This window comes from Pseudomonas sp. MBLB4136 (assembly GCF_051904765.1).
In the GTDB taxonomy this organism is placed as follows: domain Bacteria; phylum Pseudomonadota; class Gammaproteobacteria; order Pseudomonadales; family Pseudomonadaceae; genus Aquipseudomonas.
Map to the genome: position 1 here is coordinate 3,385,671 of NZ_CP196713.1, position 20,187 is coordinate 3,405,857.

Consider the following 20,187-nt stretch of genomic DNA (forward strand, 5'->3'; position numbering starts at 1 on the left):
CCCTTAACTATCCACCTTGAGCACGGCGAGGAAGGCTTCCTGGGGAATTTCCACACTGCCGACCTGCTTCATCCTTTTCTTACCGGCCTTCTGCTTCTCCAGCAGCTTGCGCTTGCGGCTGACGTCGCCGCCGTAGCACTTGGCCAGAACGTTCTTCCTGAGCGCCTTGACGGTGGTACGCGCAACGATCTGCCCACCGATAGCCGCCTGAATCGCCACGTCGAACATCTGCCGCGGGATCAGCTCTTTCATCTTCTCGGTCAGGGCACGGCCCTTGTAGTGCGCCTTGTCGCGGTGCACGATCAAAGCCAGGGCGTCGACCTTCTCGCCATTGATCAGCACGTCCAGCTTGACCAGGTTGGCCGACTCGAAGCGGTCGAAACTGTAATCCAGCGACGCGTAGCCGCGGCTGACCGACTTAAGCCGATCGAAGAAATCGAGCACCACCTCGTTCATCGGCAGGTCGTAAGACACCTGGACCTGGCTGCTGAGGAACTGCATGTCGCGCTGCACGCCGCGTTTCTCGATGCACAGGGTGATGACGTTGCCCAGGTGTTCCTGGGGCACCAGGATATTGGCCCGCACGATCGGCTCGCGCATGTCCTCGACCGAGGACTGGTCCGGCAGCTTCGACGGGTTGTCGACGTAGATCGTCTCGCCGTTCTTCATCACCACCTCGAACACCACGGTCGGTGCGGTGGTGATCAGGTCCAGGTCGTATTCGCGCTCCAGGCGCTCCTGGATGATCTCCATGTGCAGCATGCCGAGGAAGCCGATGCGGAAACCGAAGCCGAGGGCGTCGGAGCTTTCCGGCTCGTACTGCAAGGCGGCGTCGTTGAGGGTCAGCTTCTGCAGGGCCTCGCGGAAGTCCTCGAAGTCGTCGGAGCTGACCGGGAACAGGCCGGCGTAGACCTGCGGCTTGACCCGCTTGAAGCCCGGCAGCATTTCCACATCGGGGGTGGCGGCCAGGGTCAGGGTATCGCCCACCGGCGCACCATGGATGTCCTTGATGCCGGCAATGATGAAGCCCACCTCGCCGGCCTTGAGGTCGGCGGTGGCGGTGTGTTTCGGGGTGAAGACGCCGACGCTGTCGACCTGGTGGATCTTGCCGGTGGACTTGACCAGCACCTTGTCGCCCTTCTTGATGCGGCCGTGGCGTACGCGCACCAGGGACACCACACCCAGGTAGTTGTCGAACCAGGAGTCGATGATCAGCGCCTGCAGCGGTGCCTCGATCTCGCCCGTGGGCGCCGGGATGACCTGCACCAAGCGCTCCAGCACCTCATCCACGCCCATGCCGCTTTTGGCGCTGCAGGGCACGGCGTCGGTCGCGTCGATGCCGATGATGTGCTCGATCTCGTCCTTGACCTTGTCCGGATCGGCCTGGGGCAGATCCATCTTGTTCAGTACCGGCATGACCTCCAGGCCCTGCTCGATGGCGGTGTAACAATTGGCCACGGACTGGGCCTCGACACCCTGGCCGGCGTCCACCACCAGGATCGCCCCTTCACAGGCAGCCAGGGAACGGCTCACCTCGTAGGTGAAGTCGACGTGGCCGGGGGTATCGATGAAGTTCAGCTGGTAGGTCTTTCCGTCCCGCGCCTTGTAGTGCAGGGTCACGCTGTGCGCCTTGATGGTGATGCCGCGCTCGCGCTCCAGATCCATGGAGTCCAGCACCTGGGCCTCCATTTCACGCTCGCTCAGGCCACCGCACATCTGGATGAAACGGTCAGCCAAGGTGGACTTGCCATGATCGATATGGGCGATGATGGAGAAATTGCGGATATGACTCAGGTCACTCACAGAACAACACTCGAAAAGGCCGCAGGCGACTGCCCGCCGAAAATAGCCGGGAAGTGTACCCGATCGGCGCCACGCACGTCACGCCCAGGCGCCGATCGGCAGGCATGAAAAGGGCGAACTGCGCCGCCCTGTTTCAGGATTGGCGGGGCTACTCCGCCAGCTTGAAGGTGATGAAGCTTGCCCGCCCCTGACGCAGCACGCGCATCGACACCGAACGATTCTTCGGCAGCGACTGGGCAACCTGGGTGAAGGTCTTGGCCGAATCGATCGCCTGGTTGTTCAGGTGGGTGATCACATCGCCGGAGCGCAAACCGATCATGGCCGCCGGCCCGTCCAGCACCTCGGTGATGACCACCCCGCCCTGCAGATCGAGGCTCTTGCGCTGCTCCGCGGTCAGCTCGACCACCTTGACCCCGAGACGATTGCTGCTGCGCTCGCCACCCGGCGCCGCGGCGCCCGCCAGCATCTCGCCTTCCTCAGGCAAGGCGCCGATGGTGAGCTTGAGCTTCTTGCGCGACCCTTCGCGCACCACATCCAGCTCGGCCTTGCTGCCCGGCTTAAGCCCACCGACCAGATGAGGCAGATCAGCGGACATGATGATCGGCTTGTCGTTCAGGCTGAGGATCACATCGCCGACCTGCAGTCCGCCCTTGGCGGCGGGTCCGTTGTCCAGCACCTGCGCGACCAGCGCCCCGGCCGGCTTGTCCAGGCCGAAGGACTCGGCCAGGTCCTTGTTCACTTCCTGGATCACCACCCCCAGCCAGCCGCGACTGACCTTGCCATCGACCTTGAGCTGCTCGGCCACATCCAGGGCCACGCTCATCGGAATGGCGAAGGACAGGCCCATGAAACCGCCGGAACGGGTGAAGATTTGCGAGTTGATGCCGACCACTTCGCCTTCCAGATTGAACAGCGGACCACCGGAGTTACCCGGGTTGATCGCCACGTCGGTCTGGATGAACGGCACATAGCTTTCGTTCGGCAGGCTGCGCCCCTTGGCACTGACGATGCCGGCCGTTACCGAGTGATCGAAACCGAACGGCGAACCGATCGCCAGCACCCACTCGCCGACCTTCAGGTCCTCGGACTTGCCGAGCTTGACGGTGGGCAAGTTGCGTCCCTCGATCTTCAGCAAGGCCACGTCACTGCGCGGATCGCTGCCCACCAGCTTGGCCTCCAGCTCGCTGCGATCCGACAAGCGAACGAGAATCTCGTCGGCATCGGCGATCACATGATTGTTGGTCAGCACATAGCCATCGGCAGAGATGATGAACCCCGAACCCAGCGATTGAGCCTCGCGCTGGCGCCCGCCACCCGGCGAGCGCGGCACCTGCGGGATGTTGCGCTCAAAGAACTCGCGAAAAATAGGCGGCAGGCCCTCAAGGTCAGGCATCGGCAATTGCCCGGCACCGGCTGCGGCCCGCTCCGGGATCTTCTGCCGGGTACTGATGTTCACCACGGCCGGCGAGGCCTCCTCGACCAGCTCGGTAAAGTCCGGCAACTCCGCATGCGCGGCGACCGCCTGCCCTAACAGCAGCACTGCAAGCAACGCGGAAAAACACAGTTTCAGGCTAGGCATCGACATACAGCTCCCCATCCAGAAGAAACAAAAAGACTCACAACGTAGAGACATGACCCGCGATCAGGGCACGCAAGACCACTGGCTGCAGGGCCGGATCACCGGCGGTGCACGCACTGCGCCAGCGAACCGCGCCCCACGACAGCCCGAGCCCAAGGAAGGCGCCGAGCACGACATAGGGCTCGGCCAAGGCCAGGCGGTCGGCGAGCAACGCCGCGCCGAACAACCCTAGCAGAGGCATCAGGTACACCAGAAGGGAACCACGCACCAGCAGGTCTTCACGCACACCGATCACCACCGCATCGCCCACACTCAGAGACAGATCGGACAAGGCGCGCACATGACCACGACGACCACCCGCCCCGAGGCGATCGAGCACCCCCTGACCGCAGCCGGCACTCACCGAGCAGCTGGAGCAGGTGCTCTTGCGTAGCGTCTCGACCCACACGGCACCTGCTTCGACCGCAACCACCCGCCCCTGTTCTTCGATCATGGCGTGCCCGACGACTCTTCAGCGCGCATCGACAGCGCCACGCGCTCGGCCGTGCCCAGCGGAATCTCGCCGACCACCGTGACCATCACATCACCGTCACCGGTCGCCATACGCCGCGACACCGCCGCGGTCGGACCAAGCTGGCTGCGTGCATCCTCCACCAGAGCCCCTTGCAGCGGCTCGAGGAACACACTGAAACGCGCCACGCCATCGTCGTAGACCAGACAGGCAACCGACTCATCCGAGGCCGGACTGCGCCGCCGACTGCTGCTGCTCAGGGCAAACCCCGGGGGTAGCCAGTCCGCTCGCCAGGCACCGGCGGCAGGAGCCTGGGCCTCGACCATGCGCACGGGCTTGCAGCTCACCCCTGGCCGCAACGAGCCATCGGACAGAGGCGACGACGTATCCAGGCGGGTGAATTGAAAACGCTCGAGCAGCTGCCCCTTGTCATTGAGCAGCAGGGTCTTTAGCGGCAAACCGCTGTCGCGGTCCAGGTGCAGCTCGACGCCGTAGCGGTGCTGATCGCGCGGCACCAACGCCAACACGACGGCCGCGCGATTGGCCACCCGGGACTCGCCGACGACTCGCAGCTCATACCATTTCTCGAGCTGCCGGACATCAAGCACACGGGCGGGCCACGCCTGGTTGCCGGCCACCTGATCGGCCAGCGTGCTGCTTACACACTCGGCACGTCCATTGACCCGTAGCACCTCCTGGGCCGGACCATCCAGCTGCAGGAGACGCTCACGCACGGCTCCGCCCTGCTCCACACGGTGCCAGATGCTATGGGTAGAGAAGCTGCCGTTGCGCTCGTAAACGAAAGTACCCTGAAAGCTCTGACTGCGCTCTGCCTCGGCCAGGCGCCGCAGCCAGTCTTGCGCATTCTCGGCAGCGACAGCGGAAAACGCCCAGCCACTGCCGCAGAGAAAAACCAAGAGAGGAATAAAGCGCATGCGACTCCTTAACGGCTTTCCAGGCTTGCTGCGCGCGCGTAAGGCAATGCGCTCTCGCCGCCACTCAATGCTGCCTGCTGAGCGTGCTGCCGCAGATAGGCCGGCAAACGCTGCTCATGCCACCCCGCCTCGGTCTCGCCGGCCTGTTGCGCCACCGGCTGCTCGCCTGCGGCGCTGTAGCCCGCCAGCATCGCAGGCCCCTGCACCTGCGGGCTGACCAAGGCCGGCTGCGCGGCCTGCTGCGCCAGCTGCATGCCAGTGACCTCATCCTGGTTGTACAGGCGCACGCCCGCCAGCACGGCGACCGTTACCGAGGCTGCCACAGCCAGGCGACCGACAGCGCGCCAGGGGCCGCGAACCACTTTTTGGGCCACCGGCAGCGCTTCATCGGCAAGCGCCGCAGAGACCGCGGCGGCGATGTCCAGCTTGGGCTCCAGCAACTCCTTGTGCATTGCCGCGCGGGCGATCTGGTAACGCGACCAGGTCGCGCGCAGCTCGCCGTCGTTGCTCGCGCTGAGCACGCGCCGCAATTCCAATTCGTCCGCTTCGTTATCCATCACCGCGGACAGCGATTCCTGCAGGGCTTCTCGACTCATGGCGGTTCCTCTCTTGGCTGTCGCCGCTGTCTTAGGCTTCCTGCAACAAGGGTTGCAGGGACTTGTCTATGGCCTCGCGCGCTCGAAAGATTCGCGAACGCACGGTACCCACCGGACACTGCATTACGCTGGCAATGTCCTCGTAACTGAGACCATCGAACTCACGCAAGGTTAGGGCCGTACGCAAATCTTCTGGCAACTGCTGGATGCTGCGGTGCACCGTGGCTTCGATCTCATCGCGCAGCAACAGGCGCTCCGGCGACTCGATGTCCTTGAGGGCATGATCGCCGTCGTAGAACTCCGCATCCTCAGCACTTACATCGCTATCCGGCGGTCGCCGTCCCCGCGACACCAGATGGTTCTTCGCCGTATTGATGGCAATCCGATACAACCAGGTATAGAACGCGCTCTCGCCACGGAAATTCCCCAACGCCCGATAGGCCTTGACGAAGGCCTCCTGCGCCACATCCTGTGCCTCATGGCTGTCGTGCACGAACCGCACGATCAACCCGAGAATCTTGTGCTGATACTTCAGCACCAACAGATCAAACGCCCGCTTGTCGCCGCGCTGCACGCGCTCGACCAGCTGCTGATCCTCTTCCTGGGTTAGCATGAACACTCCTCATGGCGCTCGAAGGAGTGTCGCGCCTGCCGCTGACTCGGCTTGCCAAAATAGACTCGGGCGTTGCGCAAAAGTTCTCCCCCCCAAACAAGCTTCCGGCAAATCGCTTTTTAGCGTCGCACGGAATAACGCGACAGTGAGCCGCTCCCTGCCGCGCAAATAATCTTAGGCCACCCGCTCGCGCCTCAGACGCCGGTCTCGCTGAAAGACGAAACTCCGCGCCACCTTGAACACGACCCACCCTGGGCGACCGTTTATGGAACCCGAAACGCTAAGAAAGTTCCCAAGCGCCACAGCCCGTCATAAGCGCGCTATTGTGCCGACCACCCCCTCTATATACTAGGGGCGCTTCTTCGCGGAATTTGCACATGAGCCAACACTACCAGCACGACGTTCTAGTCATTGGCAGCGGCGCAGCCGGCCTGACACTCGCCCTGACCCTCCCCGAGCACCTGCGCATCGCCGTGCTGAGCAAGGGCAACCTGGCCAATGGCTCCACTTACTGGGCCCAGGGCGGCGTGGCGGCGGTGCTGGACGACAGCGACACGGTCGAATCCCATGTCGAAGACACGCTCAATGCCGGCGCCGGCCTGTGCCGAGAGGACGCGGTGCGCTTCACCGTGGAGCACAGCCGCGACGCGATCCAGTGGTTGATCGACCAGGGCGTGCCCTTCACCCGTGACGAGCAGAGCGCCGGTGAAGAGCGCGGCTTCGAGTTCCACCTGACCCGTGAAGGCGGCCACAGCCACAGGCGCATCATTCACGCCGCCGACGCCACTGGCGCGGCGATCTTCAACACCCTGCTGGACCAAGCCAGGCAGCGCGCCAATATCGAGCTGCTGGAACAGCGAGTGGCGGTCGACCTGATCACCGAACGCAAGCTCGACCTCGACGGCCAGCGCTGCCTGGGCGCCTACGTGCTCAACCGCGACAGCGGCCAGGTCGACACCTTCAGTGCCCGCTTCGTCGTTCTCGCCACCGGCGGCGCGGCCAAGGTCTACCTCTACACCAGCAACCCGGACGGTGCCTGCGGCGACGGTATCGCCATGGCCTGGCGCGCCGGCTGCCGGGTCGGCAACCTGGAATTCAACCAGTTCCACCCGACCTGCCTGTACCACCCCCAGGCCAAGAGCTTCCTGGTGACCGAGGCCCTGCGCGGCGAAGGCGCGCTGCTCAAGCTGCCCAATGGCCAGCGCTTCATGCCGCGCTTCGATCCGCGCGGCGAACTGGCCCCGCGCGACATCGTCGCCCGCGCCATCGACCATGAGATGAAGCGCCTGGGCGCGGACTGCGTGTACCTGGACATCAGCCACAAGCCCGCGGAGTTCATCAAGTCGCACTTCCCGACTGTCTACGAGCGCTGCCTGGACTTCGGTATCGACATCACCCGCGAACCCATCCCGGTGGTACCGGCGGCGCATTACACCTGCGGCGGCGTGGTGGTCGACCACAATGGCCAGACCGACGTCCCCGGCCTGTACGCCATCGGCGAGACCAGCTTCACCGGCCTGCACGGCGCCAACCGCATGGCCAGCAATTCACTGCTCGAGTGTTTCGTCTATGCCCGCGCCGCCGCCAGCCATATCGCCCTGGCACTGGACCAGGTGCCCATGCCGGCCGACCTGCCCTGCTGGGATGCCAGCCAGGTGACCGACTCCGACGAAGACGTGATCATCGCGCACAACTGGGACGAACTGCGGCGCTTCATGTGGGACTACGTCGGCATCGTCCGCACCAACAAGCGCCTGCAGCGCGCCCAGCACCGGGTACGCCTGCTGCTCGACGAGATCGACGAGTTCTACAGCAATTACAAGGTGAGCCGCGATCTGATCGAGCTGCGCAACCTGGCCCAGGTCGCCGAGCTGATGATCCGCTCGGCCATGCAGCGCCGCGAAAGCCGCGGCCTGCACTACACCCTGGACTATCCCGAGCAGCTGCCCGTGGCCGAGGACACTATTCTGGCGCCGCCCACCTACGCCGACTGAACTTCAGCCGCACCCGCAGGCGCCGATGCAGGTCGCGCGCCAGCGCATCGCGCGGGATGCACAGGCCGCGCACCCGCCACTCCCCGGCCAGGCGAAAGCGCAGCACCACGATCGACGGCAAGGCCAGGCTGTCCGGCCTCAGCTGGATCGCCTGCCAGCCCTTCGCCTCGCTCCACAGCTGCCAGCCATCGGCGCCACAGCGCACGCCGCGGAAGGCCTCGGGCGCACTCAGCAGGATGTGGCGCGGCAGCACCCAAAGCGCATGGAGCAGGCACAGCGCAAGCGCCAGGCCATAGCCCCAGGGCGGCAACTCGACCAGCAGCAGGGTGAGCAGAGCCAGCGCCTGGATCAGCCCATAGCAGAGCAGCAGCTGCCGCGACGGCCGCCAGCGACATTCGAAGCCGTCACTTGGGCTGGACACGATCCAGAATCATGCGAACCATGCGCTTGAGGTCGGCATCCTCCGGCTCGCCGCGCTGCATGAACCAGCCGAACATGTCCTGATCCTCGCACTCGAGCAGCTTGCGGTAGCGCGCCTGATCCTCGGCATCGAGGTCCGCGTACACCTCCTTGACGAATGGCACCAGCAGCACGTCCAGCTCCAGCATGCCGCGACGGCTGTGCCAGAACAGGCGATTGAGTTCAGTCGAGTCGACCATTAGCAGATTCCTTGAGATTGCCGAGCGTTGAGTCAGCCCGGCAGTATAACGGCGAAAGCGCAGGCTGTTGATCTCGGCGGACGGGCGCCTGCAAGCCTGTCCGCCGGCTGTGCGCTCAGGCGCTGACAAGCCTCCGGTGGCGCTCTATGATGTCGCCCCTGACTCTTATCCAGCGATCCCTAGTTCCCCATGGCCGAAACCGCATTCTTCTGCACCCTCAGCCACGAAGGCATTCTCGCCGTTCGCGGCCCAGACGCCAGCAAGTTCCTCCAGGGCCAGCTGACCTGCAACCTCAATTACCTAAGCGACAACCGCTGCAGCCTCGGTGCCCGCTGCACGCCCAAGGGCCGCATGCTCTCGAGCTTCCGCATCGTCAACGTGGCGGATGGCTTCCTCCTGGCCATGGCCAGCGAACTGATCGAAGCGCAGCTGGCGGACCTGCAGAAGTATGCGGTGTTCTCCAAGTCCAAACTCGCCGATGAGCGCGATGCCTGGGTGCGCTTCGGCCTCAGCGGCGGCGATGGCGTGCTGGTCAGCCTGGGGCTTGATCTGGCCCAGGATGCCGATTGCGTGGCCCGCGCCAACAATCTGCTGGCGCTGCGCCTGAGCGACGGCCGCAGCGAGCTCTGGGCGCCAGCCAGCGAGGCCGAGACCCTGCGCACCCGCCTGGCCGCCCAGCTGAGCGAGGCACCGCTGAACGACTGGCTGCTGGCCCAGGTCCGCGCCGGCGTCGGCCAGGTGCTGGGCAGCACCCGCGAACTGTTCATCCCGCAGATGCTCAACCTGCAGGCCCTCGGCGCGGTGAGTTTCAAGAAAGGCTGCTATACCGGCCAGGAGATCGTCGCGCGCATGCAATACCTGGGCAAGCTCAAGCGCCGCCTGTACCGCCTGCGCATGGCCGGCGAGCACCTGCCGGAGCCGGCGGTCGAACTGTTTTCCCCGGTACACAGTTCCGGCGTCGGCGAAGTGGTGCTGGCCGCCCGAAGCGACAGTGGCATCGAACTGCTCGCGGTACTCCAGGAGGACGCCATGAAAGATGGGCGCATCCACCTCGGCGCCCCCGAAGGCCAGCCACTGACCCTACTCGATCTGCCCTACGGCCTGGATGCAGACCGCGAAATCCAGCGCTGACACCGTCCTCGCCGCCCGACTCAGAAGAGAACCGCGCATGAGCAAGCTTGCTGAAAAAGTCCAAGAAGAACTGCTCCAGGCCATCGACAACGATGCCCTGGTCCTGCCCACCCTGCCCGAGGTCGCCTTGCGCGTGCGCGAAGCGGCGGAAAACCCCAACGTCGGCATTCCGGATCTGAGCAAGGTGATCGGTAACGACGCCGCGCTGACCGCACGGATCATCAAGGTGGTGAACAGTCCGCTGCTGCGTACCAGCAAGGAGATCACCGACCTGCAGATGGCGGTGAGTCGCCTGGGCATCAACTACACCAGCAACCTGGCCACCGGCCTGGCGATGGAGCAGATGTTCCAGGCCACCTCCGACGTGGTCGACCGCAAGATGCGCGAGGTGTGGAACAAGAGCACCGAGATCGCCGGCATCTGCCATGTGCTGTGCCGCCACTACACCCGACTCATGCCGGACCAGGCGACCCTCGCCGGCCTGGTGCACCAGATCGGCGTGCTGCCGATCCTCACCTACGCCGAGGAACACAGCGAACTGCTGTCCGACTCGATCAGCCTCAACCATGTGATCGAGAAGATTCACCCGATCATCGGCGACAAGATCCTGCGCACCTGGGAATTCCCCGAGCAGATCGCCATGGTGCCCAGCCAGCACCTGAATTTCAGCCGCGACAGCGCCAAGGCCGACTATGTCGACATCGTCCAGGTCGCCACCCTGCAGAGCTACCTGGGCAGCGAGCACCCACTGACCCACCTGGACTGGAGCAAGGTTCCGGCATTCGCCAAGCTCGGTCTCGAGCCGAACGTCGACATGCAGGAAGACGAAGACCTCTCCGCCGCGATGGAGGCGGCCATGGGCATGCTACAGGGCTGACTCGGCGGAAGTCAGCCGCTGCAGATCGCCCCAGCGGGCGATCTGCAGCAGTCCCTCCTAGGCAGTGCCCAGCGCCGACTCAGCCCGCCTCCTGAGCAAACTCCACCCGCACCAGCAGACCGCACGGCTGCGCCTGATGCAGGCTGATCGAGGCCCGGTGGGCGCGGCAGATCTCGCCGACGATGGCCAGCCCCAGGCCGGCGCCGGCGCCCCGAGGGCCACGTCGATAGAAGCGCCGGAACACCTTCTCGTGTTCCTCCGGCGGTATGCCCGGACCGTCGTCCTGCACCTCCAGCACCGCCGGGGCCAGCACCCGCACCACCACGTTGCCGCCCGCGGGGATATGGGCCAGGGCGTTGTCCAGCAGGTTGCACAGCAATTCGTTGAGCAAGTTCGGCTCGCCGCGTAGCCACACCGGCTGCTCGGCCTCCAGGGCCAGGGAGACGCCGCGGGCATGGGCCAGGGGCGCCAGGGCCAGGCCCAGCTCGCGAGCCAGCTGGCTGAGGTCGAGACGCTCGGCGCCACCCTCGGCGATCGCCCGCGCGCCGCTCTCGATGCGCGCCAGGGAGAGCAGCTGGTTGGCCAGCTGGCTGAGGCGTTCGGTATTCTGCGCCGCTTCCTCCAAAGTTCCGCGCCACTCCTGCGGCTGCTGCGCGCGCAACCCCAACTCGACCCGCGCCTTGAGCGCCGCCAGGGGCGTGCGCAGCTCGTGGGCCGCCTCGGCGATGAATTGCGACTGGCGCTCAAACAGGTTGCGTAAGCGCTCGTTGAACTGGTTCAAGGCATTCACCAGCGGCCGCAGCTCCCGCGGCAACTCGTCGTCGGGCAGCGGTCGCAGGTCATCGCTGCCACGCTCGGCCACCGCCCGGCGCAGGCTCTCCAGCGGGCGCAAGGCGGCGCTGACCGCCAGCCACACCAGCAGCAGCGCGCTGAGCGAGAGAATGCCCATGCGCCACAGGGTACCGAGCAGCAGCTCGCGGGCCATGCGCTCGCGGGCACCCTGGGTCTCGGCCACGCGGATCTCCGCGACGCCGTTGAGCGCCGGCTCGCTGACCGGTTGCAGCAGGCTGACCACCCGCACCCCCTGGCCGCGGAACTCGGCATCGTAGAAATGCGCCAGGGCCGGGTAGTCGTCGGTACGCGGGGTGCCGGCCGGCGCGCCGGGCAGCTGCTCATAGCCGGAAACCAGCACACCGTGCATGTCCAGCACCTGGTAATAGATACGCCCGGCACTGTCGTAGGCGAAGGTATCCAGGGCGACGTAGGGCACGTTGGCCTTGAGCCGGCCGTCGTCGCTATACAGGCCCTGGGCGATGGCCCGCGCCGAGGCCAGCAGGGTGCGGTCGTAGGCGGTGTCGGCGGCGCGCCGGGCGCTCCAGTAGGCGCTCAGGCTGCTGAGCAGGAGGATCAGCGCCAGCAGCAGCGCCAGGCGCCGCAGCAGGCGCCCGCGCAGGCTGCCCGGTTCGCTCACCGCCGGCCTCAGGCGTTCAGTCACCAACGGCCTCCAGCAAGTAGCCCAGGCCGCGGAAGGTGACGATGCGCACACCACTGCCCTCGAGCTTCTTGCGCAGGCGGTGCACGTAGATCTCCATGGCATCGCTGCTGGCCTCCTCGTCGAGGCCGAACACCTGGGCCGCCAGCTGCTCCTTGCTCATCACCCGGCCGGGGCGGGCGATCATCGCCTCGAGCACCGCCTGCTCGCGGGATGTCAGGCTCAGCGGCTCGCCGCGTAGGCTGAAGCGCCGGGTGCCAAGATCGTAGAGCAGCTCGCCGCAGCGCTGCTGCTGTTCGCCGCCCAGCAGGCTGCGGCGCAACAGGGCCTTGACCCGCGCCTCCAGCTCGCTCAGCTCGAAGGGCTTGGCCAGGTAGTCATCGGCGCCCAGGTTGAGGCCATGGACCCGGTCCTTGACCTCGCCACGGGCGGTCAGCATCAGCACCGGCAGGGTCTTGCCCCGCTCGCGCAGGCGCGCCAGCACCTGGAAGCCATCCAGCCGCGGCAGGCCGATGTCGAGAATCGCCAGGGCATAGTCCTCGCTGGCCAGGGCCAGGTCGGCGGCCACCCCGTCATGCAGCACGTCCACCGTCCAGCCGGCCGCCTTCAGGGCCTGAGCCACGCTGGCCGCCAGTTGTGGATGGTCTTCGACCAGCAATACCCGCACCGCCACCTCCAAACCGGCTCACTGCCGCTGCTCACGTCATCAGAGGGCGGAAGTGTACCCCTGCCGCCCCTGCCGTGAAGCACCGAACGCCCCGCCGCGGACATCCTGGGAAAACTTTCGGCCATGAAAGCCTGGCGAAAGCTTGAGTCCCTAGCATCGGTTTCAGGTGGCTCGATCCACCTGCCCAAACGGCCTGCACAGTGGTGTGCAGCCGCTACAAAAATAATAGTGGAGACCACCGGATGCCCAACGCATCACGCCAGGCATTGTCGCCTGTTCACCTGCTCAGCCTGGCCATCGGCACGGCACTGCTCGCCCCTGCTGCACAGGCCGCCTTTATCGATGACAGCAGCGCCAGCCTGTCCACCACCAACATCTACCTGAACCGCGACTTCCGCGAAGGCGACGGCCAGAACAAGCGCGAGGAATGGGGCCAGGGCTTCATCCTCGGCATCAAGTCCGGCTACACCGAGGGCAGCGTCGGCTTCGGCCTCGACGCCCTGGGCCTGCTCGGCATCAAGCTAGACTCGGGCGGCGGCCGCACCGGCACCGGCCTGCTGCCGACGCAGGAAAGCGGCGGTGCCCCCGACGAGTTCAGCCGCCTGGGCCTGACCGCCAAGGTCAAGGTCTCCGCCACCGAGCTGCGCTACGGCTCGCACGTGCCCGACCTGCCGGTGGTCAAGGCCAGCGACAGCCGCCTGCTGCCCCAGGTGTTCGAGGGCGGCCTGCTGACTTCCGCCGAAGTGGAGGGCCTGACCTTCACCGGCGGGCGCCTGGACAAGGTCATCGACCGCGCCTCGAGCAACTCCGAGGCGCTGGTGCTCAACAGCAGGAACAAGCGCTTCCCCGGCGGCGTGACGGCCGACCACCTGAGCCTGGCCGGTCTCGACTACCAGTTCAACCAGAACCTCAAGGGCCGCTACTTCCATGGCGAGCTGGACGACATCTACCGGCAGAACTTCTTCAACCTGCTGGCCAGCTACCCCCTGGGCAGCGGCACCCTGGCCGCCGACCTGCGCCTGATGCTCAGCGACGACTCGGGCCTGGCCAAGGCCGGCACGATCGACAACCGCGCACTGAACGGTGTGCTCAGCTACGCCCACAGCGGGCACAAGCTGAGCCTGGCCTACCAGGACATGAGCGGCGACACCGGCTACGCCTACATCGACGGCAGCGACCCCTATCTGGTCAACGACTCCGCCAACGACTACGCCAACCCCGACGAGAAATCCTGGTCGGCCCGCTACGACTACAACTTCGCCGCACTCGGCCTGCCCGGCCTGAACGTGCTCGCGCGCTATATCAAGGGCACCGACGCACGAATCATCGGCAGCGACGCGCGTGGCAGCGAGTGGGAACACAACTTCGAGGTCAAGTACGTGGTGCAGAGCGGCCCGGCCAAGAACCTCTACGTACGCCTGCGTAACGCGAACTTCCGCTCCGACTTCGCCCGCGACTCCGACGAGTACCGAGTGGTCGTCGGCTACACGCTGCCAATCCTGTAATCCACAATAACAATCGAGAGGTAACCCCATGAAAACTGTCTTCAGCAAACTCGCCCTGGCCACCGCCTGCCTGGCCTTCTCCAGCCAACTGCTGGCCGGCGAACCCAAGCGCCCCGAGTGCATCGCCCCGGCCAAGCCCGGCGGCGGCTTCGACCTGACCTGCAAGCTGGCCCAGAGCGGCCTGAAGGACAGCGGCCTGCTCAAGGCGCCGATGCGCGTCACCTACATGCCCGGCGGTGTCGGCGCGGTGGCCTACAACGCGGTGGTGGCCCAGCGCGCCGATGACCCGGGCACCATCGTGGCCTTCTCCAGCGGTTCCCTGCTCAACCTGGCCCAGGGCAAGTTCGGTCGCTACGACGAGCACGCGGTGCGCTGGCTGGCCGCGGTCGGCACCGACTACGGCGCCATCACCGTGCGCGCCGACTCGCCGTACCAGACCCTGAATGACCTGGTCGACGCCCTGAAGAAGGACCCGTCGAGCATCGTCTTCGGCGCCGGCGCGACCATCGGCGGCCAGGACTGGATGCAGACCGCGCTGATCGCCCGCGCCGCCGGCATCGACCCGAAGGACCTGCGTTACGTGGCCTTCGAGGGCGGCGGCGAGACCCTCACCGCCATGCTCGGCGGCCACGTGCAGGTGACCAGCAGCGGCCTCGGCGAAGTCACCCCGCAGCTGGCGGCGAACAAGGTGCGCATCCTCGCGGTGCTGGCCGACGATCGCCTGCCGGGCAAGCTGGGCGACATCCCCACCGCCAAGGAGCAGGGCTACGACATCAGCTGGCCGGTGATCCGCGGCTTCTATGTCGGCCCAGAAGTCAGCGACGAGCAGTACGGCTGGTGGAAGCAGCAGTTCGACAGCCTGCTGGCCCGCGAGGATTTCGCCAAGCTGCGCGAGCAGCGTGACCTGCTGCCGCTGTCGATGACCGGCGAAGAACTGGATGCCTTCGTCTTCAAGCAGGTCGAGGAGTACAAGACCCTGGCCGGCGAGTTCGGCCTGGTCGAGTAACTCCGCCTGCTCCTGCGCAGGATGGGCCGAGCGCCGCCCATCCTGCGACTCCTGGGTCCTCCCGACCTCGACAAGGTAAACCGTCATGTATGTCCGCCTGTTTTCCGCGGTCTGGCTGCTGCTCTGCGCCGGACTCGCCGTTCTCGCCTGGGGCTTCCAGGCACCCTTCGCCTACGACCCGGTCGGCCCGCGCGCCTACCCCCTGCTGCTGCTCGGCCTGATGGCCGCCGGCAGCCTTTGGCTGCTGTTCAAGCCTGGCGCCACGCGGCTCCAGCTGCACCTGCCCAGCGTCAAACGCACGCTGCTGTGCGTGCTGGCCCTGCTGGCCTACGCCCTGCTGTTCGAGACCCTGGGCTTCGTCCTCAGCACGGCCCTGGCGACCTTCGCCCTCGGCCTGCTGTTCACCGGTCGCCTGCTGCCCTGCGCCCTCAGCGGCGTGCTGATGGGCGTGCTGCTGTATGGCCTGTTCGACCTGTTGCTGGACGTGCCGCTGCCGCTCGGCGTGTTCGACGTTTTCGTGGAGAGCTGAGATGGAAACCCTACAATTTCTGAGCCAAGGCTTCGACGTCGCCACCCGCCCGGACAACCTGCTGGTGGCGCTGTTCGGCGCCTTCGTCGGCACCGTGGTCGGCCTGCTGCCGGGCCTCGGCCCGATCAACGGCGTGGCCCTGCTGCTGCCCCTGGCCTTCGCCTTCGGCCTGCCGCCGGAGACCGCACTGATCCTGCTGGCCGCGGTGTACCTGGGCTGCGAGTACGGCGGACGCATCTCCGCCATCCTGCTCAACGTGCCGGGCGACGCCGCGGCGGTGATGACCACCCTCGACGGCTACCCGCTGGCACGCCAGGGCAAGGCCGGCATCGCCCTGTCGCTGTCGGCGGTCAGTTCCTTCGTCGGCAGCATCGTCGCCACCTGCGGCGTGGTGCTGTTCGCCCCGCTGCTGGCCAAGTGGGCGGTGGCCTTCGGCCCGGCCGAATACTTCGTGCTGATGATCTTCGCCATCGCCTGCCTGGGCGGTATGGTCGGCGACAAGCCGGTCAAGACCCTGATGGCGGCGCTGATCGGCCTGGCCCTGGCCACGGTCGGCGTCGACTCGACCACCGGGGTGTACCGCTTCACCTTCGGCAGCGTCAGCCTGTCCGACGGCATCCAGTTCATCATCGTGGTGATCGGCTTCTTCAGCGTCAGCGAGATCCTGGTGATGCTGGAGAACACCCACGCCGGGCAGAAGGCGGTGAAGACCAGCGGCCGCCTGCTGTTCAACCTCAAGGAGTTCTGCGCCACCTTCTGGACCATGCTGCGCAGCGCCCTGGCCGGCTTCGTCATCGGCACCCTGCCCGGCGCCGGCGCGACCATCGCCAGCGCCATGACCTACATGACCGAGAAGCGCCTGGCCGGCAGCGGCGGCAAGTTCGGCGAGGGCGACCTGCGCGGCCTGGCCGCCCCGGAGGCGGCCAACAACGCCTCGGCCTGCGGCTCGCTGATCCCCATGCTGACCCTCGGCGTACCGGGCTCGGGCACCACCGCAGTGATGATCGGCGCCCTGGCGCTGTACAACATCACTCCGGGTCCGATGCTGTTCGAGCAGCAGCCGGACGTGGTCTGGGGCCTGATCGCCTCGCTGTTCATCGGCAACGTCATCCTGCTGGTGATGAACATCCCGCTGATCGGCCTGTTCTCGCGCATGCTCAGCGTGCCGAACTGGATTCTGGTGCCGGCCATCACGGTGATCAGCATGGTCGGGGTCTACGCCGTGCACAGCACCACCTTCGACCTGCTGCTGATGATTGGCCTGGGCGTGTTCGGCTATCTCCTGCGCAAGCTGGACTTCCCGTTATCGGCGGTGATCCTCGGCTTCGTCCTCGGCGAGCTGATGGAGGACAACCTGCGCCGCGCCCTGTCGATCTCCGCCGGCGAGCTGAGCATCCTCTGGTCCAGCCCGATCACCCTGTGCCTGTGGACGCTGGCCGCGCTGATGCTGGCCATGCCGGGCCTGCGCTGGATGCGCGGACGCAGCCGCGCGCGCCTGGCCAATGCCTGATCTGGCCGCCTCGCCGCCCGGCTGGCGCCGCTGGTGGGCCACGCCCCTGGTCGGCCTGGCCGGCGGCTACCTGGCCAGCCTGATCGGCTGGCCGCTGCCGTGGATCATCGGCTCGCTGCTGGCGGTGATCGCCGCCCGCTGCGGCGGCTGGCTGATCGGCGAACTGCCGGGCGGGCGGCAGACCGGCCAATGGCTGGTCGCCAGCGGCATCGGCCTGCATTTCACCGGCGAGGTGATGACGCAACTGCTCGGCCACTTCACCCTGATCCTCGCCGGCGCGGTCGGCACCCTGCTGCTGAGCCTGATCGGCATCGCCCTGCTGCGCCGCGCCGGGCTCGACCGCGCCACGGCGTTCTTCGCCAGCATGCCCGGCGGTGCCAGCGAGATGGTCAACCTGGCCCAGCGCCACGACGCACAGATCGCCCGGGTCGCCGCGGCGCACAGCCTGCGCCTGTTGCTGGTGGTGCTGCTGGTGCCGGCGCTGTTCGCCTGGAGCCTGCCGCCTGGCGCGCCAGCGGCCCCCGCCGCGGAGAACGGGCCCTGGCTGGCCGTGCTGCTGCCGGCTGGCGCCGTGCTGGCCCTGTTGTGGAAGAAGCTGCGCCAGCCCAATCCCTGGATGCTCGGTCCGCTGACGGCATGCGCCGTGGCCAGCGTCGCCTTCGACCTGCAACTGGGGCTGCCGCCCGGCCTCGGCCAGGCCGGCCAGTGGCTGATCGGCTGCGCCCTGGGCTGCCACTTCGACCGCGCCTTCTTTCGCAGCGCGCCGGGTTTTCTCGCCCGCATCCTGCTGTTTACCCTGCTGGCCATGCTCACCGCCGCCGGACTGGGGCTGGCCCTCGGCTGGCTGGCCGGGGCCGAGCCGACCGCACTGATGCTCGGCATGATGCCCGGCGGCATCACCGAGCTGTGCCTGACCGCCGACGCCCTGCAGCTCTCGGTGGCGCTGGTCACCGCCCTGCAGGTGTTGCGGCTGTTTCTGGTGATGTTCCTGGCCGAGCCGCTGTTCCGCCTGTGGCAGCGCCTCAGGCCCGCAGACCTACCCACGACCACGCTTTAGCCCGCCTCGTGCGGGCTCTTTTTTGCCGCCACGCCGGCAGGCCGGGCGACGGGCAAGGGCCTGGCGTATCCTTCAGCGAACGAACCCACGGCTACGGAACCAAACCCATGGCGCTGCCCCGGCATAGACACCTGAAGTCCCTGCTGGCGCTGCTCTGCCTCTGTGTGCTGCTCGCCGGCTGCAGCCGTTTCGAACTGATCTACCGCAACCTCGACTGGTTGCTGCCCTGGCGCCTGGACCACTACCTCAACCTCGACCGCCAGCAACAGGCCTGGCTCAGGCCGCGCCTGCAGGCGCACCTGAACTGGCATTGCAGCCACGAACTGCCGCGCAACCTGGCCTGGCTGCAGCGCAGCCGCGAGCTGGTCGAGCAGCCGCCGCCCAGCGCCGCGCAGCTGCTCGCGCACTTCGCCGAACTCGATGCGGCGCTGCAGCGCCTCGCCGTGCAGATCACCCCGACCGCCATCGCCCTGTTGCAGGGCCTCGACGAGGCGCAGGTGGCCGGCTTGCGGGCCACCCTGGCGGACGATCACCGCGATGACCGTGAGCGCTATCTCGAGCCGCCGCTGGAGGTGCAGATCAGCGAACGCGCCGTGCGTATGGAGCAACGCCTCGAGCCCTGGTTCGGCCGGCTCGACGACACCCAGCGCGGCCATGTGCGCCAGTGGTCGACGGTCCTGGGCGAGCAGAATCGCCTGTGGCTGGGCAACCGCCTGCGCTGGCAGCGCGAATTCCTGGCGGCGCTGTCGGCACGGGACAGCGCGGCTTTCCCCGCGCGCCTGAGCCGCCTGCTGCAGGAGCGGGAAAGCGTCCACGACGCCGAGTCCCGTGACGCCTACCCGCGCGCCCGGCAGGCCGCCGCCGAGCTGTTCAGCCAGCTGCTCGGCAGCGCCGATGCGGACCAGCGCCAGCGCCTGAGCCAGCGCCTGGCGCAGCTCAGCCGCGACCTGGCCGAACAGCTCGGCGCTGCGCAGCCGGCCCGCGCCTGAGCGCCGCCCTACAGCTCGGGCAGGCGCCAGTCCACCGGGGTCAGGCCGTTCTGTTCGAGGAACTTGTTGGTGCGGCCGAAGTGGCCGTTGCCGATGAAGCCGCGGTGTGCGGACAGCGGCGAGGGATGGGGCGAGCGCAGGATCAGGTGCTTGGTCGGGTCGATCAGGCGCTCCTTGCTCTGCGCATGGGCGCCCCACAGCAGGAACACCAGGCGCTGGCAATGGCCGCTGACCACCTCGATCACCCTGTCGGTGAACGGCTGCCAGCCCTTGCCGGCATGGGAGCCGGCATTGCCGCGCTCGACCGTCAGCGAGGTGTTGAGCAGCAGCACGCCCTGTTCGGCCCAGTGCTGCAGACAGCCGTGGCCGGCGATGTCGATGTTCAGGTCGCGCTTGAGTTCCTTGTAGATGTTCAGCAGCGACGGCGGCGTCGGCACCCCCGGCTGCACCGAGAAGCACAGGCCATGGGCCTGGCCCGGACCGTGGTAGGGGTCTTGGCCGATGATCACCACCTTGACCCGCTCCAAAGGCGTGGAGTTGAGCGCGTTGAAGATCAGCGGCCCCGGCGGGTAGATCTCCTTGCCGGCGGCCTTCTCCTGGCGCAGGAAGTCGCCCAGCGCCTGCATATAGGGCTTGTCGAATTCCTCGCGCAGGGCCTGTTTCCAGCCGGCCTCGAGTTTGACGTTGTCGACAGCGGTCATGCCTGATTCCTGGTCTTGCGAGCGAAGGGACCC

Annotated in this window: 20 protein-coding genes; 9 read left to right on the plus strand and 11 right to left on the minus strand. The window is 66.8% G+C overall.

The genetic code is table 11. The annotated features are described in order from the left end of the window. Positions 1-3 precede the first annotated feature (3 nt). The 6 genes from lepA to rpoE form a co-directional block, all read right to left on the minus strand. Positions 4-1,803, minus strand: coding sequence for a translation elongation factor 4 (gene lepA, locus ACSX1D_RS15350; RefSeq protein ID WP_439859329.1), 1,800 nt, complete (start codon positions 1,801-1,803; stop codon positions 4-6). A gap of 148 nt (positions 1,804-1,951) precedes the next feature. Beyond that, the gene (locus tag ACSX1D_RS15355) at positions 1,952-3,382 is read right to left on the minus strand and encodes a DegQ family serine endoprotease (protein ID WP_439859330.1); all 1,431 of its coding nucleotides are present in this window, start codon (positions 3,380-3,382) and stop codon (positions 1,952-1,954) included. Between the two features lie 37 nt (positions 3,383-3,419). Continuing rightward, positions 3,420-3,875: a SoxR reducing system RseC family protein gene (locus tag ACSX1D_RS15360; protein WP_439859331.1), complete on the minus strand. Its 456-nt coding sequence runs from the start codon at positions 3,873-3,875 to the stop codon at positions 3,420-3,422. Then, positions 3,872-4,828 carry a MucB/RseB C-terminal domain-containing protein gene (locus ACSX1D_RS15365; RefSeq protein WP_439859332.1) on the minus strand — a complete coding sequence of 319 codons (957 nt, stop codon included), beginning with the start codon at positions 4,826-4,828 and terminating at the stop codon, positions 3,872-3,874. Before ACSX1D_RS15365 ends, ACSX1D_RS15360 begins: the two co-directional genes overlap by 4 nt. Before the next feature lie 8 nt (positions 4,829-4,836). Further along, positions 4,837-5,424, minus strand: a complete 588-nt coding sequence (locus ACSX1D_RS15370; RefSeq protein ID WP_439859333.1) for a sigma-E factor negative regulatory protein — start codon at positions 5,422-5,424, stop codon at positions 4,837-4,839. A 31-nt stretch (positions 5,425-5,455) separates the two neighbouring features. Next, positions 5,456-6,037: an RNA polymerase sigma factor RpoE gene (gene rpoE, locus ACSX1D_RS15375; RefSeq protein ID WP_439859334.1), complete on the minus strand. Its 582-nt coding sequence runs from the start codon at positions 6,035-6,037 to the stop codon at positions 5,456-5,458. Between the two features lie 377 nt (positions 6,038-6,414). Between rpoE and nadB the strand changes: the two genes are divergently transcribed. Further along, positions 6,415-8,031, plus strand: a complete 1,617-nt coding sequence (gene nadB, locus ACSX1D_RS15380; RefSeq protein ID WP_439859335.1) for an L-aspartate oxidase — start codon at positions 6,415-6,417, stop codon at positions 8,029-8,031. Here the strand turns inward: nadB and ACSX1D_RS15385 are convergent. Together ACSX1D_RS15385 and ACSX1D_RS15390 are read right to left on the minus strand one after the other, a co-directional pair. Then, entirely contained in the window at positions 8,000-8,452 is a 453-nt protein-coding gene (locus ACSX1D_RS15385; protein WP_439859336.1) for a protein YgfX, read from the minus strand. The genes nadB and ACSX1D_RS15385 overlap by 32 nt on opposite strands. Beyond that, entirely contained in the window at positions 8,436-8,690 is a 255-nt protein-coding gene (locus ACSX1D_RS15390; protein WP_439859337.1) for a succinate dehydrogenase assembly factor 2, read from the minus strand. The genes ACSX1D_RS15385 and ACSX1D_RS15390 overlap by 17 nt, the downstream gene beginning before the upstream one ends. Positions 8,691-8,879: 189 nt before the next feature. On the opposite strand from ACSX1D_RS15390, the gene ygfZ reads away from it, so the two are divergent. Together ygfZ and ACSX1D_RS15400 are read left to right on the plus strand one after the other, a co-directional pair. Then, entirely contained in the window at positions 8,880-9,821 is a 942-nt protein-coding gene (ygfZ, locus tag ACSX1D_RS15395) for a CAF17-like 4Fe-4S cluster assembly/insertion protein YgfZ (protein WP_439859338.1), read from the plus strand. Positions 9,822-9,858: 37 nt separating this feature from the next. After that, the gene (locus ACSX1D_RS15400; protein ID WP_439859339.1) at positions 9,859-10,698 is read left to right on the plus strand and encodes an HDOD domain-containing protein; all 840 of its coding nucleotides are present in this window, start codon (positions 9,859-9,861) and stop codon (positions 10,696-10,698) included. Positions 10,699-10,777: 79 nt separating this feature from the next. Here ACSX1D_RS15400 and ACSX1D_RS15405 read toward each other — a convergent pair whose 3' ends face one another. Then, positions 10,778-12,169 carry a sensor histidine kinase gene (locus ACSX1D_RS15405; RefSeq protein WP_439862337.1) on the minus strand — a complete coding sequence of 464 codons (1,392 nt, stop codon included), beginning with the start codon at positions 12,167-12,169 and terminating at the stop codon, positions 10,778-10,780. A 16-nt stretch (positions 12,170-12,185) separates the two neighbouring features. After that, positions 12,186-12,857: a response regulator gene (locus ACSX1D_RS15410; protein WP_439859340.1), complete on the minus strand. Its 672-nt coding sequence runs from the start codon at positions 12,855-12,857 to the stop codon at positions 12,186-12,188. A 242-nt stretch (positions 12,858-13,099) separates the two neighbouring features. On the opposite strand from ACSX1D_RS15410, the gene ACSX1D_RS15415 reads away from it, so the two are divergent. From ACSX1D_RS15415 to ACSX1D_RS15440, 6 genes are all read left to right on the plus strand, one after another. Further along, complete coding sequence (locus ACSX1D_RS15415; RefSeq protein WP_439859341.1) at positions 13,100-14,362, plus strand: OprD family porin; 1,263 nt, start codon at positions 13,100-13,102, stop codon at positions 14,360-14,362. 28 nt (positions 14,363-14,390) lie between these two features. Next, complete coding sequence (locus ACSX1D_RS15420; protein WP_439859342.1) at positions 14,391-15,368, plus strand: Bug family tripartite tricarboxylate transporter substrate binding protein; 978 nt, start codon at positions 14,391-14,393, stop codon at positions 15,366-15,368. 85 nt (positions 15,369-15,453) lie between these two features. Continuing rightward, entirely contained in the window at positions 15,454-15,897 is a 444-nt protein-coding gene (locus ACSX1D_RS15425; RefSeq protein WP_439859343.1) for a tripartite tricarboxylate transporter TctB family protein, read from the plus strand. Position 15,898: 1 nt separating this feature from the next. Further along, positions 15,899-17,407, plus strand: a complete 1,509-nt coding sequence (locus ACSX1D_RS15430; RefSeq protein WP_439859344.1) for a tripartite tricarboxylate transporter permease — start codon at positions 15,899-15,901, stop codon at positions 17,405-17,407. After that, positions 17,400-18,464 carry an AbrB family transcriptional regulator gene (locus tag ACSX1D_RS15435; protein ID WP_439859345.1) on the plus strand — a complete coding sequence of 355 codons (1,065 nt, stop codon included), beginning with the start codon at positions 17,400-17,402 and terminating at the stop codon, positions 18,462-18,464. Before ACSX1D_RS15430 ends, ACSX1D_RS15435 begins: the two co-directional genes overlap by 8 nt. A 107-nt stretch (positions 18,465-18,571) precedes the next feature. Further along, a complete protein-coding gene (locus ACSX1D_RS15440) occupies positions 18,572-19,453 on the plus strand; it encodes a DUF6279 family lipoprotein (RefSeq protein WP_439859346.1) in 882 nt (293 codons plus the stop codon). A gap of 8 nt (positions 19,454-19,461) precedes the next feature. Here ACSX1D_RS15440 and ung read toward each other — a convergent pair whose 3' ends face one another. Continuing rightward, the gene (gene ung / locus ACSX1D_RS15445) at positions 19,462-20,154 is read right to left on the minus strand and encodes a uracil-DNA glycosylase (RefSeq protein ID WP_439859347.1); all 693 of its coding nucleotides are present in this window, start codon (positions 20,152-20,154) and stop codon (positions 19,462-19,464) included. Positions 20,155-20,187 lie beyond the last annotated feature (33 nt).

What these genes read in the sequence shown, in the direction of transcription:
- ACSX1D_RS15440 (WP_439859346.1), top strand. Translation starts at nt 18,572, where the DNA reads ATGGCGCTGCCCCGGCATAGACACCTGAAGTCCCTGCTGGCGCTGCTC.
- ACSX1D_RS15370 (WP_439859333.1), bottom strand. Translation starts at nt 5,424, where the DNA reads ATGAGTCGAGAAGCCCTGCAGGAATCGCTGTCCGCGGTGATGGATAAC.
- ACSX1D_RS15430 (WP_439859344.1), top strand. Translation starts at nt 15,899, where the DNA reads ATGGAAACCCTACAATTTCTGAGCCAAGGCTTCGACGTCGCCACCCGC.
- ACSX1D_RS15355 (WP_439859330.1), bottom strand. Translation starts at nt 3,382, where the DNA reads ATGCCTAGCCTGAAACTGTGTTTTTCCGCGTTGCTTGCAGTGCTGCTG.
- nadB (WP_439859335.1), top strand. Translation starts at nt 6,415, where the DNA reads ATGAGCCAACACTACCAGCACGACGTTCTAGTCATTGGCAGCGGCGCA.
- ACSX1D_RS15365 (WP_439859332.1), bottom strand. Translation starts at nt 4,828, where the DNA reads ATGCGCTTTATTCCTCTCTTGGTTTTTCTCTGCGGCAGTGGCTGGGCG.
- ACSX1D_RS15400 (WP_439859339.1), top strand. Translation starts at nt 9,859, where the DNA reads ATGAGCAAGCTTGCTGAAAAAGTCCAAGAAGAACTGCTCCAGGCCATC.
- ACSX1D_RS15390 (WP_439859337.1), bottom strand. Translation starts at nt 8,690, where the DNA reads ATGGTCGACTCGACTGAACTCAATCGCCTGTTCTGGCACAGCCGTCGC.
- ACSX1D_RS15435 (WP_439859345.1), top strand. Translation starts at nt 17,400, where the DNA reads ATGCCTGATCTGGCCGCCTCGCCGCCCGGCTGGCGCCGCTGGTGGGCC.
- ACSX1D_RS15420 (WP_439859342.1), top strand. Translation starts at nt 14,391, where the DNA reads ATGAAAACTGTCTTCAGCAAACTCGCCCTGGCCACCGCCTGCCTGGCC.
- ung (WP_439859347.1), bottom strand. Translation starts at nt 20,154, where the DNA reads ATGACCGCTGTCGACAACGTCAAACTCGAGGCCGGCTGGAAACAGGCC.
- ACSX1D_RS15415 (WP_439859341.1), top strand. Translation starts at nt 13,100, where the DNA reads ATGCCCAACGCATCACGCCAGGCATTGTCGCCTGTTCACCTGCTCAGC.
- ygfZ (WP_439859338.1), top strand. Translation starts at nt 8,880, where the DNA reads ATGGCCGAAACCGCATTCTTCTGCACCCTCAGCCACGAAGGCATTCTC.
- ACSX1D_RS15360 (WP_439859331.1), bottom strand. Translation starts at nt 3,875, where the DNA reads ATGATCGAAGAACAGGGGCGGGTGGTTGCGGTCGAAGCAGGTGCCGTG.
- ACSX1D_RS15425 (WP_439859343.1), top strand. Translation starts at nt 15,454, where the DNA reads ATGTATGTCCGCCTGTTTTCCGCGGTCTGGCTGCTGCTCTGCGCCGGA.
- rpoE (WP_439859334.1), bottom strand. Translation starts at nt 6,037, where the DNA reads ATGCTAACCCAGGAAGAGGATCAGCAGCTGGTCGAGCGCGTGCAGCGC.